We start from the raw sequence: 15,939 nt of genomic DNA, 5'->3' as shown, positions 1-15,939 counted from the left end.
AACTTATCAAAAGAAAATCAGGGCAGGTCGGAAAGAAGGACTGGGGCGGAAACAATTCCTTCCGGACCCGCGTAGAATTTTGTATTGCTGTAGTCATTGTTGATATTCATGATGAATGGCCCGATCGTCATTTTTGTTCCGATATAGATAATGCTTATTCCAACGATTTTGTAGTCCGACAGTTGGTTCTTGGTTTCTTTCAGCTTCTGAATTTTCGCATCGATGGCTTTGATCGCTTCCCCCATCTGGATTTTTTTCATTAAGGCGGCCTTCACCATCAGATTTTCTCTTCCTGAATCGTTCCTGCCGCCCAGAGCAGTCAGTTCCATAAATTTTTTCTGAAATTCCTCGAATTCATTCTGAGCCTGCGAACGCTGATGTTCCAGCTGCTCCAAACTGTTTTCTTCTTTTCCGATTACGAGCTTATCGTTAAGCTGTTTGGACTGGATCGATACCTGCGTCGTTGTATAGGACGGCGCTCCGATATTTTTGACAACTATTTTCTGCCCGGCCTGATAACTGCCGCCGATCAGGGAACCTCTGCGCCCTTTCAAAATGATGGAACCCTGTGCGGTCGCCTTGCAGTTCATGAGGATATCCGCGTAAATATCGTTTTCAGAAATTAAAATCGCATTTTCAAAATACTTGCCGACGATATTTCCGCCCGCTTTCAAAGTCCCCTTCCCCATTCCGTTCATCCCGTTGGAAATAGAGATGGTTCCCTGCGCTTCTATCAAAGCTCCCTCGGCCATTCCGCGAATGGAAATGTCTTTTCCCGCCTTGACGGAAAAGCCCTCTCTCACATCGCCCATAACCACCACCGAACCAATCGCGTTGATGTTGCCGGAAGCGCTGTCCACATCGCCGCGCACATAAAAGACCTCGCTGACATTGACGGACGAGTTTTTGCATTCAATGCATCCATCCACACCGGCAATCAGGCTCAGTCGGTCTTCCGAAACGACCGTATTATTTCCCGTGGGCAAGGCCGGAAAGCGCCCCGGCTTAAAGGGAACCGCCCGACTGAAAATATCCGTGCCGTCCGTACCGTCCTTCGGCGGCGTAATCGTACAGAGAACCGTATCCTTCTTTACGTTCTTGACAATCTCCAAATCGCGGAAGTCGATGGTTCCGTCTTCTCTTTCCTTTGGTTTATAATCCGTACTGGTGTTGAAGAAATAATCAATAGAGCCGTCGGTGCCGTCAACGGGATAGGTACCCTTCGCGCAGAGTATCTCGGAATAGAACTTTTCCTCCTTACAGAAAAGGCGGATTTGCTCTTCGCAGATGCCGTAAGTGATTCCCTGCTGAGCCAAAGCGGCGCTGACATCCTCATAGGAGATTTTCTGTCCGGAATACGCCGGTTTGATTCTCAGGTACGCCGCCATATTGTCCATGGATACTCTGATATCGATCCGGGGCGGCTGCTCCTCTTTCACCGGGCTTTCCTGATTCGCATTCTCCGCATTGATATTAATTTGGTCTAAACCGGACTCCGTACTCATTTCATGACTCCTCCCCAGATTTTGAGGTAACCAGCTTTACCGCAAAGAATTCACAGTCTGCATGATTTCATCCGAAAGCTGCACCATTTTGGAATTAAACTGAAAAGCTCTCTGCATCTCAATAACGGAGGTCATCTGATCCGCGATATTCACGGCAGAATCCTCCAGATAGTTTTGTTTCATTTCCGGGTCGGTTACCGCGGCAGCCGCGCCGGAAAGGTTGCTCAGCTGAAAACAGGTGTTTCCGGACCGGACAAGCCCGTCCTCATTTTCCACGGAAAAGACCCCGATGGCCGGAGTATCCTCTTCCCTTTCCATGGCGATCCGGCCGCCGTTGGCATCCAGCACATAGCCGCCGTCCGAAGAAACCAGATAACTGGCTCCGTCTTCCACCGAAAGATGGAAATTTCCGTTACGCGTATATTTTACTTCCCCGTTGGACTCCACCGCAAAATAATTGTTGGGGTTTACCAGCGCGTAATCAAGAGCGCGTCCCGTCTGTCTGAGGCCGCCCTCGTTAAAAATGGTGTCGGTCTTTTCCACCTTCGTTCCGTGGCCGCTTTTCAACTCGCTGTCGGCTCCCGGCTCCGCGTGGATATTCGTATAAATCAAATCCGCAAAGGAGGCGTTGGAAGGCTTGTAGCCAACCGTAGACACGTTTGCGATGTTGTTTGCCGTGACATCAAAGCCGGACTGCAGGTTTATGGCTCCGGTAGCCGAGGTATAAAAAGAACTGATCATCGTTCATCCACCCTTCCTGTGCTAATTATATTTTGGCGATATTGGTGACGGCATCCGACAAAACCTGATCGTACATCTTGATTGCCTGGGAACAGTTCTGCAGATTGCGCTGGGCCGAAAGAGCATCCGTCATTTCCTCGGCGGCGTTTACATTGGAACCTTCGATCGTTTTCCACATGATATCCGGATTTTGTACAAGCACTGCATTGGTACCCGTGAACATTCCGTCGCCGGATATCCGAAGGTTATTGTAATCGTCAAAACCGTAAACGGCGATTTTGTCGACAACATTTCCCTCGACCGTCAGGTTTCCCTGCGCGTCGGCGGTAAACTGGTCGGTTCCGATCCGAATGGGGCCGTTCTGTCCCATCACGCGGCCGACATTGTCCAAAACAAGATATCCTTCCGCGTCAACGTTAAAGCTGCCGTTGCGCGTGTAGACCGTTCCGTTTGCCCCCTGGACCGCGAAGAAGCCCTCGCCCTGAATGGCAAAATCCAGCGGGCGTTCCGTATTCTTGAGGGTGCCCTCGGAATGAATGACGTTGGTTTTATCCGCCGCTGTAATCAGGCTCATGGTGCCGATGGGCGTTTTCTGTGAATCGACGCGGTTAATCACCATGCTGCCGAATGTGGAGGCGGTGACTTCCTTCTTCTTATACCCCGGCGTTTCGATATTTGCCAAATTGTTGCTGACGCCGGTCAGGATCCTGCTCTGTGTCAGCATCCCGGAACCGAGCGCGTAAAATCCTCTGACCATGGCTGTTTCCTCCTACATTCTATTGATTCAGGTATTCCGCCAGAGATTTTTTCAGCTTTCTCAGCGCGCTGGAATGAATCTGCGACACTCTGGAATCGCTGATCCCCATCACGCTGGAGATTTCCTTGATTTTCAGCTGTTCCTTGTAATACAGCGAAATAACCACCTGTTCTTTCTCATTGAGCAGTTCGATATCCTTCGCAAGCACGGCCTGCAGCTCTTTTTCCGCCACAACCTGCTCCGGCCCGTGAATAGAGTCCCCCGACTGGCTGACCTGAATATTTTCAACGCCCTTTTCATAGATCATCTCTTCAAAGGAAAGCATATTGAGCACGCAGGTTTCCGCCTGCATTTTTTCATAGTCCGGCAGGCCGATCTGCAGAAAATCCGCGATTTCCTGATCCGTAGGATTGCGCCCCAACTGATGGTTGAGCGTGTTTTCCGCCTCGCTGATATTTTTGGCGATGCGTTTGAGCCTTCTGGGGAAACAGTCCTGTTTGCGTATGTAATCAATCATGGCGCCGCGCACTTTGATGGAAGCATAGGTTTCAAACTTCACTTTTTTTTCAAAATCAAATTTCTCCACAGCGTCCAGAAGAGCGATCAGGCCTTCATTGACGATATCGTCCATATAGTTGAAATACTGGTAGCGACCGACTGTTTTCAACGCTATGCACTTCACGATATAGCTGTACTGAACAACAAGCATATTCCGCAGGTCGGTGTTTCTTGTCTGACGATATCTGGTCCATAACTCCGCTGCTCCTATCTTTTCCGTTTCCGTATTCTTCACTGCAGCCGCCCCCTCCTTTCAAGCTTAAAATTGATCATGGAATCCTCTGTTTATTCCAAAGTAACATTGGCAACCGCCTGGATCTGAACATTGGAATTCAGTTCGTTAAACGACAGAACCACCGCGTTGGGATAAAACTGCTCCAGCATTTTGCTGAAATAAATCCTGACCAGCGGGGAGGTCAGGATAATCGGGATATTGATCGCGTCCTTAACCTTTGTGATACACTCCATCAGCTTGGATATGATCTTCTGCGTGGACTGGGGGTCGAGCGAAAGATAAGTGCCCTGATCGTTTTTGCTGATGGAATTGATGATCAGCCTCTCGACCTCGCTGTCCAGTGTAATCACCCTGATCTGGCCGCCGTCGGACCATTTGCGGGTGATCGTGCGCTTCAGGGCCTGCCGCACATATTCGGTCAGGACCTCAAGGTCGCGGACAGTGGAGGCGTTGTCCGAAATCGTTTCCAGAATGGTTTCCATATCCCTGATGGGAACGCCCTCCTTCAGCAGGTTGCACAGAACCTTTTGAAGGCCGCCGAAGGTAATCTGGTTCGGGATGACGTCGTCCACAATGGTGGAACCGGTCTTTTTGATGTTTTCCAGCAGCTGGTTCAAGTCCTGTCTGGAGAGCAGCTCATGCGCATATTTCTTGACGGTTTCGGAAAGGTGCGTTACCACCACGGACAGCGGGTCAATTACGGTATAGCCGTAAATTTCAGCCATTTCCTTCTTGTCCCGGGTGATCCACTTGCTCGGGATGCCGTAGGCCGGCTCAATGGTCTCTATGCCGTCGATGGTCCCGGTAAGGTTGCCCGGATCCAAAGCAAGGTAATAGTCGACCAGAATCTCGCCGCGGCTGACCTCCTCGCCCTTGATCTTGATCACATACTGATTGGGGTTCAGCGTGCCGTTGTCCCTTAACCGTACGGCCGGAATGACGATTCCCATGTCCACAGCGAACTGCTTCCGGAAGGTAACCAGCCGTTCAATAAAACTGCTGCCGCTGTTTTCGTCGACCAGCGGAATCAGGCTGTAGCCGAATTCCATTTCAATGACGTCGATTTTCAGCAGGTCGTAGATATTATCGATATTTTTGAAATAATCCGTATCGTCCGCCTGCTGCTGTGTTGCTGCGTGAGCCGTTTCGGCCTTGGCGGCCACAGCCGCCGCAAGCTCGTTCCTTTTCCGGAGGTTGAATCCGGCAAACAGCATACCGACCGCCACGATCAAAATCTGCGGAACCGGCATACCGGGGATAAAGCAAAGACTGATCATGGTACAGCCGCTGATGATCATAACGACGGGATGGGAAAAAAACTGCCGCGAAACGTCCATGCTCAGGCTGGAATCGGACGCCGCGCGCGTAACGATCATACCGGTCGCGGCGGAAATCATCAGTGCGGGAAGCTGCGATACAAGACCGTCGCCGACGGTCGCAATCGAATAGACATTCAGCACCTCCTGAAAGGTACTGCCACCCTGAACCATGCCGATCACGGTACCGGCGATAAAATTGATAAACGTGACGATGATGGAGGCGATCGCGTCGCCCTTTACAAACTTGGTGGCGCCGTCCATGGCCCCGTAAAATTCCGCCTCGCGCTGGATATCCGTCCGGCGCTGGCGTGCCGTCGATTCATCGATCAGCCCGGAGCTCAGGTCCGCGTCGATCGCCATCTGTTTTCCCGGCATCGCGTCCAGCTTGAACCTTGCGGAAACCTCGGAAACACGTTCCGCGCCTTTGGTAATAACCAGAAAGTTGACAATGACGATGATCAGAAAGACGATGAAACCGACGATGACATTTCCCTTTAGTACAAAGCTGCCGAAGGTTTCAATCACCTGTCCGGCTTTCCCGGACTGGGTAAGAATCAGCCTGGTCGAAGAAATGTTCAGTGCCAGACGGAACAGTGTGGTAATGAGCAGCATCGACGGAAAGACGGAAAACTGGAGCGCGTCCTTCACGTACATGGTCATCAGCAAAATCATAACGGAGATCGTAATATTTATGATAAACATCATATCCAGCAAAAAAGGAGACAGCGGAATGATGATAAATCCGACTATGAGGATGACAAAAATTGCTACGACGTTATCGAGGACCTTCAATATCACCTCATCTCCTTTTTCAATGAATATACCCAGGCCATAATTTCAGCAAGAATCACATAATATTCCTCCGGAATTTCCCGGTTGACATCAACCGTTTTGTATAAAGCCCTTGCGAGCTGTACATTTTCCGTCATCGGGATATGGTTTTTCTCCGCAATCTCTATAATTTTCAGCGCAACGTGATCCTGCCCTTTGGCAACCACAATCGGGGCGCTGTTTTTTTCGATATCATATTTAAGCGCTACGGCAAAATGGGTCGGGTTCCTGACGATCACATCCGCAGTCGGCACCTGCTGCATCATTCTCTGCATGGAGATTTTGCGCTGCCGTTCCTTGATCTGTCCTTTAATCTGCGGGTCGCCCTCCATCTGTTTGTACTCTTCCTTGATTTCCTGCTTGGACATCTTGATATTCCGCTCATACTCCCACCACTGGTACAGATAGTCGAAGGCGGCGATCAAAATAAAAACCATGGAAAGCTGTATGACAATGTCCATGATGGAATTCAGGATGAACTGCACGGCATCGAAAATATCTTCGAACATCAGCTTCGTAAAATATTTTGCAATGTTCATGAACGACGAGTACAGGATGTAAAAAATAACGGAAATTTTGAGCATGGCTTTGACCAGTTCGGTGACGGAACGGATGGAAAACATCCGTTTGATTCCCTGCAGGGGGCTGATCCTGGAAAACTTCATTTTCAGGTTCTCTTTGGACACCTTAAATCTGGTCTGCGCCCCGGTAGCGATCACACCGACCGCTATGGCGGTGAGCATCATCGGCCCGGCCAGTGAAAAAAGAGCGATCAGCGCATCTTTGGCCACGTCCATTGCAAATTCGGCCGAAAGCACCGGAATCGTCTTTGCATAGGCAATATACCGGGAAAGGAAAAGGGAAAGAGAATGATAGATAAAGGGAAAAAGCATCTTTAAAATCAGAAAAAGCGACAGAATGGACAATGCGCTGATTACGTCGCTGCTTTGAAAGATATTGCCTTTTTTTCGTTCGTCTTCCCTTTTTTTCGGGGTCGCTTTTTCGGTCTTGCTGCTGTCTGCCATATCATCCCCCCTAAAATCAGATCCGAACGGAACCGGAAGCTACAGCAATGCCTGAAACACCTGATTGATATTGTCAAACATCAGTAAAATCAGTTTTTCAAGAAAAGATGCCAGAGGCGGCGCCATAATGATGATGATAACGAACCCAAGGATTACTTTCAGCTGGATATTGATGACGAAAACGTCAATCTGGGGAACAGCCCGCATCACCAGGCCCACGGCGATCTCGGTAATCAGCTCCGCCGCAAGGACGGGCAGCGACATTTTCACCGCGTACACCAGGATGAGGGAAAACATGTCGATGAGCGGCTGGTACATGGCCGGTTCAAAATGGAGGGTACCGTAGGGAACCATGACGCACAGCTTCACAAAAATCTGAATCAGTGTCAGATGGCCGTTTACAGCGAAAAAGATCAGAATAAACATCGTATTGATAAACGATGCGGAAAGAGGCATGGACACATTGCTTTGCGGGTCGTAGATCTTCGACATGGAAATACCGATCTGCATGTCCATATTTTCGCCGCTGATGAGCATGACCGACAGAAACAGCTGGATGACATATCCCACCATATAACCGATCAGCAGTTCTTTCAGCAGGCTGACGGACAGGACCAGAAAAGAAGGGATTTCCAGTGTCTGGGCGGGAACAAGGTGGTAGGAAAAAACCGAAAGCATCAGGGTGAGACCGACTTTAAGAATAACCGGAAGATTTTTTCTTCCCAAAATGGGGTTGAACAGAATGCAGCCGGACATTCTCATGAAAATGAAAAGCAGAAGAGTAAAATCATAATTCAATTCCATTTTTCGTTTATGACCACACCTTCCTGCCGTTCTGGAAAAGAGGCTGTTTTAATTTAATTTTGTTATCAGGCTGAATATGTAGATGGTAAAATCATTCATGGTTTCCATCATCCACGGTCCTAAAATCACCAGAATCAGTGCGATGGCCACCAGTTTGGGAACAAAGGTAAGGGTCTGCTCGTGAATCTGCGTGGCCGCCTGAAAGATGGACACGATCAGTCCCAGTAAAACACTGACAATCAGAATGGGCGCGGACAGCTTGAGCGCCGCAACCATTGCAGCCTGTATCACTTCCGTGATTTGCGATGTTGACATGCCTGCATCCTCCCACAGTTATTTGAAAGCCAAGCTACAGATTGAAACTGGCCGCCAGGGTTTTGAACAGGAGTCCCCACCCGTCCACAAGCACAAAAAGCAGCAGCTTAAACGGCAGCGAGATCATCGCCGGAGGAAGCATAATCATGCCCATCGACATCAGCGTGCTTGCCACAATTAGATCGATAATCAAAAAGGGAATAAAAAGCAGGAATCCGATTGTAAACGCCCGCTTCAGTTCACTGGTCATAAACGCGGGAATCACTACCGTAATGGACAACTCATCGACCGACTTGACCTCCTTTGCTTTGGAAAGATTGATAAACAGGTTCAAATCCTCTTTTTTTGTCTGCTTGAGCATAAATTTCTTCATTGGGACAGCCGCCTTATGCAGGAACTCCTCCTGCGTGATTTTCTGTTCCTTGTAGGGCTGGTACGCTTGCGTATTCACTTCATTGAGCACGGGATTCATGATAAAGAGCGACAGAAACAGCGCGATCCCAATCAGCACCTGATTCGGGGGCGTCTGCTGCAGCCCCAGCGCGTTGCGAAGAAAAGACAGAACAATGATAATCCTGGTAAAGCAGGTCGTCATAATCAGAATGGAAGGCGCAAGGGCAAGGACCGTAAACATTTCGATGATTTCCAGAGTGTCCATTCCTTTGCCGTTCACATCGACATTGACGGACGCCGCGGAAGCGCCGACCGGGAGCAGAAAAATCAGCGCAAGAGAAATCGTAATCAGAATCAGAGCCTTTTTACTGAGCTTACTTTTTTTCTTTTTTGTCTTCGGAGTCTTCAGTTTTATCGGCTCTTCTGAATATTGCATCGCTTATTTTCACATCCCATCTGCTTTTCAGCGTCGAGTTCAAAACATCAAGAAAGGTATCCTTCTGCAAAGATCCGGGGATGTTCAATTCTGCTTCATCCAGTTCTTTCAGAATCTCGATATTGTTGTTTGCAAAACCCACCAGATAGTACCGTTTGCAGACTTCAATAATGACAAGCCCTTTGTCCTGTGTCAGGGCCACCCGCTCCAGTACCTTGATATTTCCCGATTTTGAAACGTTGTTGACCCTGTTTGCCATGAACCTGCTGAATGCATAGCAAAGATACAGCACAAAAACAATCGCAATCAGGGAAAACAGAAGCGGCAGGATATCTGAAAAAAAGCTGAGCAGCGGCAAAGCACCCCAAGCAAAATTCAACACGGTTCCTCCTTTATTCAGCCGTCGGCATCATCACCCTAAAATACCGTTTACCGTTTTCATAATGCGGTCCGGCTTGAACGGCTTTACAATAAAGTCCTTTGCGCCCAGCTTCAAGGCTTCAACCACCATTGCTTCCTGACCCATGGCGGAGCACATGACCACTTTGACGTTTGCATCCATCTCCTTTAATTGCTTCAGGGATTCCAGACCATCCATGACGGGCATTGTGATATCCATGAGAATCAGATCCGGCTTTTCCGCAGCGTAGACGGTAAGAGCTTTTTCTCCGTTTTCCGCTTCGACAATTTCCGTATAGCCATTCTGCTGCAAAGTATTTTTAATCATCATTCTCATAAAAGCCGCGTCGTCTACCAACATAATTTTTTTGCTCATTTCTGTTCCTCCTAAAAATACACCTAACGGCGTTTATATTAATTTCATTATTTCATTATTGCTCAGCACTTCTGTAATTCTTACACCGTAAAAGTCGTCTACCACAACGACATCTCCCTTGGCAATCGGCTTGCCGTTCACGAAGATATCGACCTGAGAACCGGCCTGCTTATCCAGTCCCACAATCGTTCCCGAAGTGAAATCCAGGATATCTTTGATGGGCTTTCTGATCCGGCCGATTTCCACGGTAATTTGAAGAGGGACGGACATAATCATGTTCAGGTTACTGCTCTGATCGCTGGTAAGAATCGAATCGGCTTCGTCAAAGCTTTGATAGGACATTCTTCCCACATTGTAATTCTGCTGATAACCCGGCTGCGGTTCCGGTTTTGCGGCGGGTTCCGGCACCGTCGTCTGTACCGGCTCCGGTGTCTTCTCGGCGCTGCAGGCGGCTGGGGGGCTCTGGGCGTTTCCGGCTGCGGGGAAGGCGCAGGCTGCTGCACCGGCTGTGGATGTTTTTCCTGTGGGGCAGACGAACCAAAGTTAAAGGAGGAAATAATTTCTTTCGCGAGGTTGACTGTCATTAAGCTGATAAATTCACTATTGACCAGATCCCCGATCATCAGATTGAATTTAACGGAAACAACCAGTTCATCGCTGCTGAAATATTTGCTTTTAAACTGTTCGGAATTATCGATCTGAAAGGAATTCGGCGGCGAAATATTGATCGCCATATTCAGGAATTGGGAAAGCGCGGTGGCGGAGGCGCCCATCATCAGATTCATTACTTCACAAATGGCTCCAATGCTCATCTCATCCATAACAAATTCCTGATCGGAATAATCGGTATGAAGCAGAAGTCCCACAATTACCTTTACATCCGACTCTTTCAGAATCAGGATGTTTTTTCCGCTCAGGCCGCTGACATAATTGATTTCGACCGCAACGGCCGGCTCCATGGATTCAAAATGGACCTCAGAGGAAGGCTGTATTTCAACATGCGGCGTCGTTATGTTGACCCTCTGTTCCAGCATTTCCGAAACAGAAGTCGCTGACGAACCTAAGCTGATATTCAGTATCTCCCCTATCGCATCAATTTCCATAGGAGAAAAAGTTTCTTCATTATTCGGCTCCATAGAAATCACCTTTCATCGTTTATTGCAGAGATTTGTCAATTTTAACTGCGTATTTTTTCTTTTTTGTTCCTATTACGCCGGTAAACCACGGCAAATTCTCCACTTCCAGGACAATAGAGTCTTTGTTTACCTGAGTATTGAGGGGGATAATATCGCCGACCTGCAGATTCAGCAATTCTTTCAGGCTGATTTCCGTTTTGCCTAATATTGCACACACTGTCAGCGGAGAGCTTTTCAGCCCATGCATAATAGCCGACTTACGCTGCTGCTCCATCATGGGGTCGTCTTTTTTCGGCGGCTTGACATACTTGGAATTGAAAAAGCGAAATACTTCTTCCAATGAGGAAGCAGGCAAACAGATATTCATATTTCCCTTCAGGTTTTCAATCGTTATTTCGATTGCAACAATCGCAACCGCTTCATCCGGCTGTATGAGCTGAATTAACCGGGAATTGGTTTCAATCATATCCAGGGTATGATCGATTTCCATATAATTGCTCCAGGCATTATTTAAAAGAGGAGTGACCTGCTTAAACAGATATTCGAGCAGCGAAAGCTCAATATCCGTATAATCTCTTTCAATTTCGTAGCCCGTTCCGTTGCCGCCGAGCATACGGTCCATGATGGAGAAGGAGATGGGACGCGACAGTTCGATCAATATCTGTTTATCCTCTATTTTATTTTCGGCATTGTGCATTCCGAAGATGGCGACCAATATGGAATCACCCAAAGCGTTGTTGAACTCCCGGTACTCTTCCTCTTCGACCTGCAGGATTTCCATCTGACAGGTCGACCGGAGCATTCCGCCAAGCTGAAGGCTGAACATCCTCGAAAAGTTATCGAAAACATTATCCAAAAGCTTCAGCTGTTCCCTTGTAAATTTTTTAGGCGACATGAAGTCGTACTCTTTTACCTTGGAAGCCGTCGTCTGTTCTTCTATTTCATTAAAATTAACATGACCACTCTGCAAATTGCCCAACAATTCATCAATTTGCTTCTGTGATAATACTTCTGCCATAAAACCTCCCATTCCCCGCACACAAGGCATACGGAAAATTTAATACTGTCAAGCGAATCACTTGCTGCTTACAGTGCCCTTACTGTCAGCAGACCCAATGTCCTTATAAACCTCATCCAAAACGGAACTGACCTTACCCGCTTTGGAAATATAAATTTCGACCCTTCTGTTTTTTGCCCGGGTGGCTTCCGTCCCGTCATGCGGTACGATCGGCCGGTATTCTCCGTAGCCCTCTGAAACCATTTTGGCCGGGTCAATTATATTTTTCAACTGGACATACAGCAAAACATTTTTTGCCCTGTCGGATGACAAAGCGCGGTCAAAAGCCTGTGCGGTGGTAGTGGTGGAGTTACCCGCGCGGGCGGTATGGCCATAGAAACGGATTTCGCCGATCTGATCCGGAATGTTTTTAATTCCGTCACAGACAAAGTCCAGAATTTTTTTCCCATCATCTCGCAGTTCAGAGCTGTCTCCGTTAAAAAAGATGCTGTTCTGAAAAGTCAGAAAGGTGTAATTATCTTCTTTATGTACCTGCACGGAATCCTGCAGGCCATTTTTATGGACGTAATCGTTTAAATATTTGTACAGGCTGTCAAAGTCCGTTACCTGATCGCTTCCGTCCCCGCTGCCGGCCTCTTCCCCCTGTCCGGATTCGGAACTCACATTGCTGGCACTGGCATCGGCATCGAAATAAGAGCCGCTGTCAGAATTCAGGGCATCCGACTGTATGGCCTGTTCCATGGTCGCGGCCGCTTGTTTATTCGTAGAGAAAGCTTTTACAAGCTTCTGCCATTTGGTAGCGTCCATGGTCGACATGGCAAACAGCATCACAAAAAAAGTCAGCAGCAACGTTACCATGTCCGCATATGTATCCAACCAGTTCGGGCCGCCGCCGCCGGGATCCGCTTTTTTTCTGGCCATTTTCTCACACCCCCGCTTTTATATAAATACGCTGAAACTCAGCTTCTGTTTTTGAACAAAGTTACTTCTTCTTACTGCGTTTTGGCTTTTTTCCTTCAGGCACGCTGGACGTGCTTTGAGAAGGACTCTGCCCTCTGTTTCCGGATTCGATTCTCTTCTTTTCGCACACGTAAGCGTTCAGTCTTTCCTCAATATGTTTCGGGTTATCTCCCGCCTGAATCGCCATAACGCCTTCCACAACAATTTCCTTACACACCATTTCTTCATCATGACGCATATGCAGCTTGTGAGCAAGCGGCGTCAATAACAGGTTGGACATCATAGACCCGTAGAATGTGGTTACCAGTGCCGTAGACATGCCCTGTGCCATTCTGGTAGCGCCGCCGTCCGCATTCATGTCCAGATTGGCAAGCATATTGATCAGTCCGATCAGGGTACCGATCATGCCGAACGCCGGGCCGAAGGTGGAAAACTTTTCGTAGAACTGCCATGCATGGGAATGGCGGTCCTCCAACCCGTCCAATTCGTCGTCCAGGATTTCCTTTACCTTTGCCGGGTCAATGGCGTCGACGATCAGCATAATGCTGTTTCTGAGGAACGAATCCTGCTCCTGATTTGCCTTATCTTCCAGAGAAAGCAGACCCTTTCTTCTGGCTTCCTGCGCAAAATCCACAATCGTATCGATGTACTGCTGCGGATTGTACCTGTTCCGTGAAACAACGATTTTCATATGCTTCGGAATGTCTTTGAAATAAGTAATCGGGAATGCAATGACGGTAGCGGCAATCGCACCGCCAAAAGTAATTGCCATGCTCGGTACGTCGACGAAATTCATGATGGTTGACCAAATAACTCCGGCGGAAGGATCGAAAACGATTCCGAAGATAACCAATCCAAGGCCGGCTATCAAGCCTATGATACTGGTAAAATCCACATAAACACTCCCTTGGTAAAGATACATATTACGGAATATCCCGTTAAGTTCATCTTATAATTTAATGGTATTCTGAAATATCTGCCGATTGTAATGAATGATTTTATCGATAATATCCTGTCTTTCTTCCGCGACAAGAAAATATTTTCCCGTGGTCAGGGTGATTTTTGTTTCCGGTATATTTTCTATCGTTTCAATCAGATTGGAATTCAAGGCAAACGAAACACCGTTTAAGCTGGTTAAATTTATCATCTCAATTCCCCTTTTTTAACTAACTGACCGTTTCTGAGGCCGCAGTTGACCTCAGAAACGGCAGTCATTCAATTATCTCTTTAAATTGACGAGATCCTCAAGCATTTCATCGCTGACCGTGATGATTTTTGAGTTGGCCTGAAATCCGCGCTCGGTGATGATCATCTGTGAAAATTCATTCGCCAGATCCACATTGGAGGATTCCAGCGCGCTGGTGACTAAGCTACCGGTTGCGCCGCTGCCCGGGGTGTAATATGTCGAAGTTCCTGTATTGCTGACCGGCTTTAAATAAGAACCGCCCTGCAAGGTAAGGGCATCCGGGTTCGGGATGTTGGCAAGGGCGATTGAGCCAAGCGTTGTCACGGTACCTCCTTTTTCTCCGGTAATTTTTCCGTCGCTGCCAATGGTGATATTTGTATAGTCTTTGTAATCTGCAACCTTAATCGCCGCGGGAGCCGTAACTTCACCAGTTGTCGCATTCGGTAGCGGAACTAATGCACCAGACACCACATTGCTTCCACAGATAATTTTTTTATTGCCGTCTATCAGGTTACCGTCTCCGTCAAACCCCAAGGAACCAACCCGGGTGTAAAGGTAGCCGCTCCCGTCCTTGACGATAAAATACCCTTCGCCGTCGATATAGCAGTCCGTTGGTCTGCCTGTTGTAGCCATGCCGGAACGGGTGTTGAGCACATCCACCGTTGCGGCGGTAGCGCCGTAACCGATCTGGACAGGGTTGCCGCCGCCAATGCTGCTTGTGGCATTCGAGGCGGAAGAGCCGGAGAGCGTCTGATAATAAACGTCGCGGTAGGTTGTTCTGGAGGACTTAAATCCGTAGGTGTTGACGTTGGCGATATTGTTGCCGATGACGTCCATACCGGTCTGGTACGCTTTTAATCCGGCTACTCCGGAAAACAATGATCTCATCATAAGTTTGATCTCTCTCTTTCTTTTTGAAACCGCATGAGCTTATCTGTCAGTCAAAGCTCAATAACTTCCTCAAGAGGTCCAGTTATAAAATTACGGCTCCGTCAATATTTGTAAATACGTTTTCTGTCATTTCCCGGCCGCTCATGGTTGTTACAACCGTACTGCTGGGAACATTCACAATAAATGCAGTCTGCCCGTTTAAAATCAAAGCGTCTTTAATGCCTTTCGATTTTGCTTTTTCAACCGCGCCGTTGATCTGGGAAACGAGCTGCGGGGAAACCGGAATATTTCTGGAATCCATGCGCTGCAGTGCGTGTTTGGAAAAGGTAAGCTGCTGCTGTTCCACAGTCTTGCGGAAAAGCTGCCCGAATTCGCTGTTGCCCGGATCAGCAGCGCTGGTCTTCTGCGTATTTGTGCTGACGGGGGGCACCGTGTAATTCGGATTGATAAACGAGGAATAATTCTTTTTGAATTGAATGTCATCCATGACTGTGCTCCTAACTGTTTCGTCCTGTAAAAAGCGGATTCAAACCGATTCTCCGCTTGTATCCGGTACCGAATCATCTGGATCATCCGGCGTTTCCTCGGGTGGTGTTGCGGCATCCGGATTGACGACCTTCATGACGGAGGAAAGATCATACGCCTTGCCGTTGACAACAAGGACATTGGAACCGGTAGCAAAGTTGACGCTGTCTACAATGCCGGTATCTTCCGTATACTTTCCGTTCGTGTCATAACTTGCGACCACAACCTTTTTGCCGACAAGGGACGCCCCGTATTGCGTATAAGTTATTTGCGAAAGCTCCTGCATGGCCTGCAGAGCGGAAAACTGAGCCATCTGGGAAATATACTCCGTATTGTCCGTCGGATTCATTACATCCTGATTGGCAAACTGGGCGGCCAGAAGCTGCAGAAAGTCATTCAGGCCCAGTACAGATGAATTTTGGGAGGCAGCGGTTTGCGAAGTGCCGGAAGCGGAATTGGTACCGGAAGTGGAATTCGTGCCGTAGGAATAGGCATTGATCTGATTGATTGCCAAATGAAGTCCTCCTTT

Annotated in this window: 20 protein-coding genes; all 20 read right to left on the bottom strand. The window is 48.1% G+C overall.

From position 1 onward, the window contains the following. Positions 1-17: 17 nt before the first annotated feature. The 20 genes from ACRQV7_RS06710 to ACRQV7_RS06615 all read right to left on the bottom strand — a co-directional run bounded on the left by ACRQV7_RS06710 (position 18) and on the right by ACRQV7_RS06615 (position 15,924). Positions 18-1,505 carry a DUF342 domain-containing protein gene (locus ACRQV7_RS06710; RefSeq protein ID WP_444659920.1) on the bottom strand — a complete coding sequence of 496 codons (1,488 nt, stop codon included), beginning with the start codon at positions 1,503-1,505 and terminating at the stop codon, positions 18-20. 36 nt (positions 1,506-1,541) lie between these two features. Continuing rightward, entirely contained in the window at positions 1,542-2,246 is a 705-nt protein-coding gene (locus tag ACRQV7_RS06705) for a flagellar hook-basal body protein (protein WP_444659919.1), read from the bottom strand. 25 nt (positions 2,247-2,271) lie between these two features. Next, entirely contained in the window at positions 2,272-3,003 is a 732-nt protein-coding gene (locus ACRQV7_RS06700) for a flagellar hook-basal body protein (RefSeq protein ID WP_444659918.1), read from the bottom strand. 19 nt (positions 3,004-3,022) lie between these two features. After that, positions 3,023-3,796, bottom strand: coding sequence for a sigma-70 family RNA polymerase sigma factor (locus ACRQV7_RS06695; RefSeq protein WP_444659917.1), 774 nt, complete (start codon positions 3,794-3,796; stop codon positions 3,023-3,025). A 50-nt stretch (positions 3,797-3,846) separates the two neighbouring features. Further along, on the bottom strand, positions 3,847-5,907 hold the full coding sequence (flhA, locus tag ACRQV7_RS06690) for a flagellar biosynthesis protein FlhA (protein ID WP_444660245.1): 2,061 nt from the start codon (positions 5,905-5,907) through the stop codon (positions 3,847-3,849). A 2-nt stretch (positions 5,908-5,909) separates the two neighbouring features. Continuing rightward, positions 5,910-6,971: a flagellar biosynthesis protein FlhB gene (gene flhB, locus ACRQV7_RS06685; protein WP_444659916.1), complete on the bottom strand. Its 1,062-nt coding sequence runs from the start codon at positions 6,969-6,971 to the stop codon at positions 5,910-5,912. 39 nt (positions 6,972-7,010) lie between these two features. Next, the gene (locus ACRQV7_RS06680) at positions 7,011-7,775 is read right to left on the bottom strand and encodes a flagellar biosynthetic protein FliR (protein WP_444659915.1); all 765 of its coding nucleotides are present in this window, start codon (positions 7,773-7,775) and stop codon (positions 7,011-7,013) included. Between the two features lie 48 nt (positions 7,776-7,823). Next, positions 7,824-8,090 (bottom strand): flagellar biosynthesis protein FliQ, encoded by a 267-nt coding sequence (gene fliQ / locus ACRQV7_RS06675; protein ID WP_444659914.1) that lies wholly within the window; start codon positions 8,088-8,090, stop codon positions 7,824-7,826. Positions 8,091-8,124: 34 nt separating this feature from the next. Further along, positions 8,125-8,919 carry a flagellar type III secretion system pore protein FliP gene (fliP, locus tag ACRQV7_RS06670; protein ID WP_444659913.1) on the bottom strand — a complete coding sequence of 265 codons (795 nt, stop codon included), beginning with the start codon at positions 8,917-8,919 and terminating at the stop codon, positions 8,125-8,127. Continuing rightward, entirely contained in the window at positions 8,858-9,298 is a 441-nt protein-coding gene (locus ACRQV7_RS06665; RefSeq protein WP_275714203.1) for a FliO/MopB family protein, read from the bottom strand. The genes fliP and ACRQV7_RS06665 overlap by 62 nt, the downstream gene beginning before the upstream one ends. 33 nt (positions 9,299-9,331) lie before the next feature. Further along, a complete protein-coding gene (locus ACRQV7_RS06660; protein WP_444659912.1) occupies positions 9,332-9,694 on the bottom strand; it encodes a response regulator in 363 nt (120 codons plus the stop codon). A gap of 33 nt (positions 9,695-9,727) precedes the next feature. Next, entirely contained in the window at positions 9,728-10,036 is a 309-nt protein-coding gene (gene fliN, locus ACRQV7_RS06655) for a flagellar motor switch protein FliN (protein WP_444659911.1), read from the bottom strand. After that, on the bottom strand, positions 9,973-10,830 hold the full coding sequence (locus ACRQV7_RS06650) for a chemotaxis protein CheC (RefSeq protein WP_444659910.1): 858 nt from the start codon (positions 10,828-10,830) through the stop codon (positions 9,973-9,975). The genes fliN and ACRQV7_RS06650 overlap by 64 nt, the downstream gene beginning before the upstream one ends. Before the next feature lie 19 nt (positions 10,831-10,849). Next, a complete protein-coding gene (gene fliM, locus ACRQV7_RS06645; RefSeq protein ID WP_444659909.1) occupies positions 10,850-11,848 on the bottom strand; it encodes a flagellar motor switch protein FliM in 999 nt (332 codons plus the stop codon). A gap of 57 nt (positions 11,849-11,905) precedes the next feature. Further along, positions 11,906-12,769 carry an OmpA/MotB family protein gene (locus ACRQV7_RS06640; RefSeq protein ID WP_275714199.1) on the bottom strand — a complete coding sequence of 288 codons (864 nt, stop codon included), beginning with the start codon at positions 12,767-12,769 and terminating at the stop codon, positions 11,906-11,908. Positions 12,770-12,830: 61 nt separating this feature from the next. Further along, entirely contained in the window at positions 12,831-13,703 is an 873-nt protein-coding gene (locus tag ACRQV7_RS06635) for a motility protein A (protein WP_275714198.1), read from the bottom strand. Between the two features lie 54 nt (positions 13,704-13,757). Continuing rightward, a complete protein-coding gene (locus ACRQV7_RS06630; protein ID WP_275714197.1) occupies positions 13,758-13,955 on the bottom strand; it encodes a flagellar FlbD family protein in 198 nt (65 codons plus the stop codon). A 72-nt stretch (positions 13,956-14,027) separates the two neighbouring features. Then, the gene (locus tag ACRQV7_RS06625; protein ID WP_275714196.1) at positions 14,028-14,885 is read right to left on the bottom strand and encodes a flagellar hook-basal body complex protein; all 858 of its coding nucleotides are present in this window, start codon (positions 14,883-14,885) and stop codon (positions 14,028-14,030) included. Between the two features lie 82 nt (positions 14,886-14,967). Continuing rightward, a complete protein-coding gene (locus ACRQV7_RS06620) occupies positions 14,968-15,372 on the bottom strand; it encodes a TIGR02530 family flagellar biosynthesis protein (protein ID WP_444659908.1) in 405 nt (134 codons plus the stop codon). A gap of 39 nt (positions 15,373-15,411) precedes the next feature. Further along, complete coding sequence (locus tag ACRQV7_RS06615) at positions 15,412-15,924, bottom strand: flagellar hook capping FlgD N-terminal domain-containing protein (RefSeq protein ID WP_275714192.1); 513 nt, start codon at positions 15,922-15,924, stop codon at positions 15,412-15,414. Between the last annotated feature and the right edge of the window lie 15 nt (positions 15,925-15,939).

The organism is Caproiciproducens lactatisolvens, from assembly GCF_052443335.1.
Taxonomy (GTDB): domain Bacteria; phylum Bacillota; class Clostridia; order Oscillospirales; family Acutalibacteraceae; genus Caproiciproducens.
Note: the sequence above shows the minus strand (reverse complement) of the source record. Positions and strands in the feature narration are given on the sequence as shown.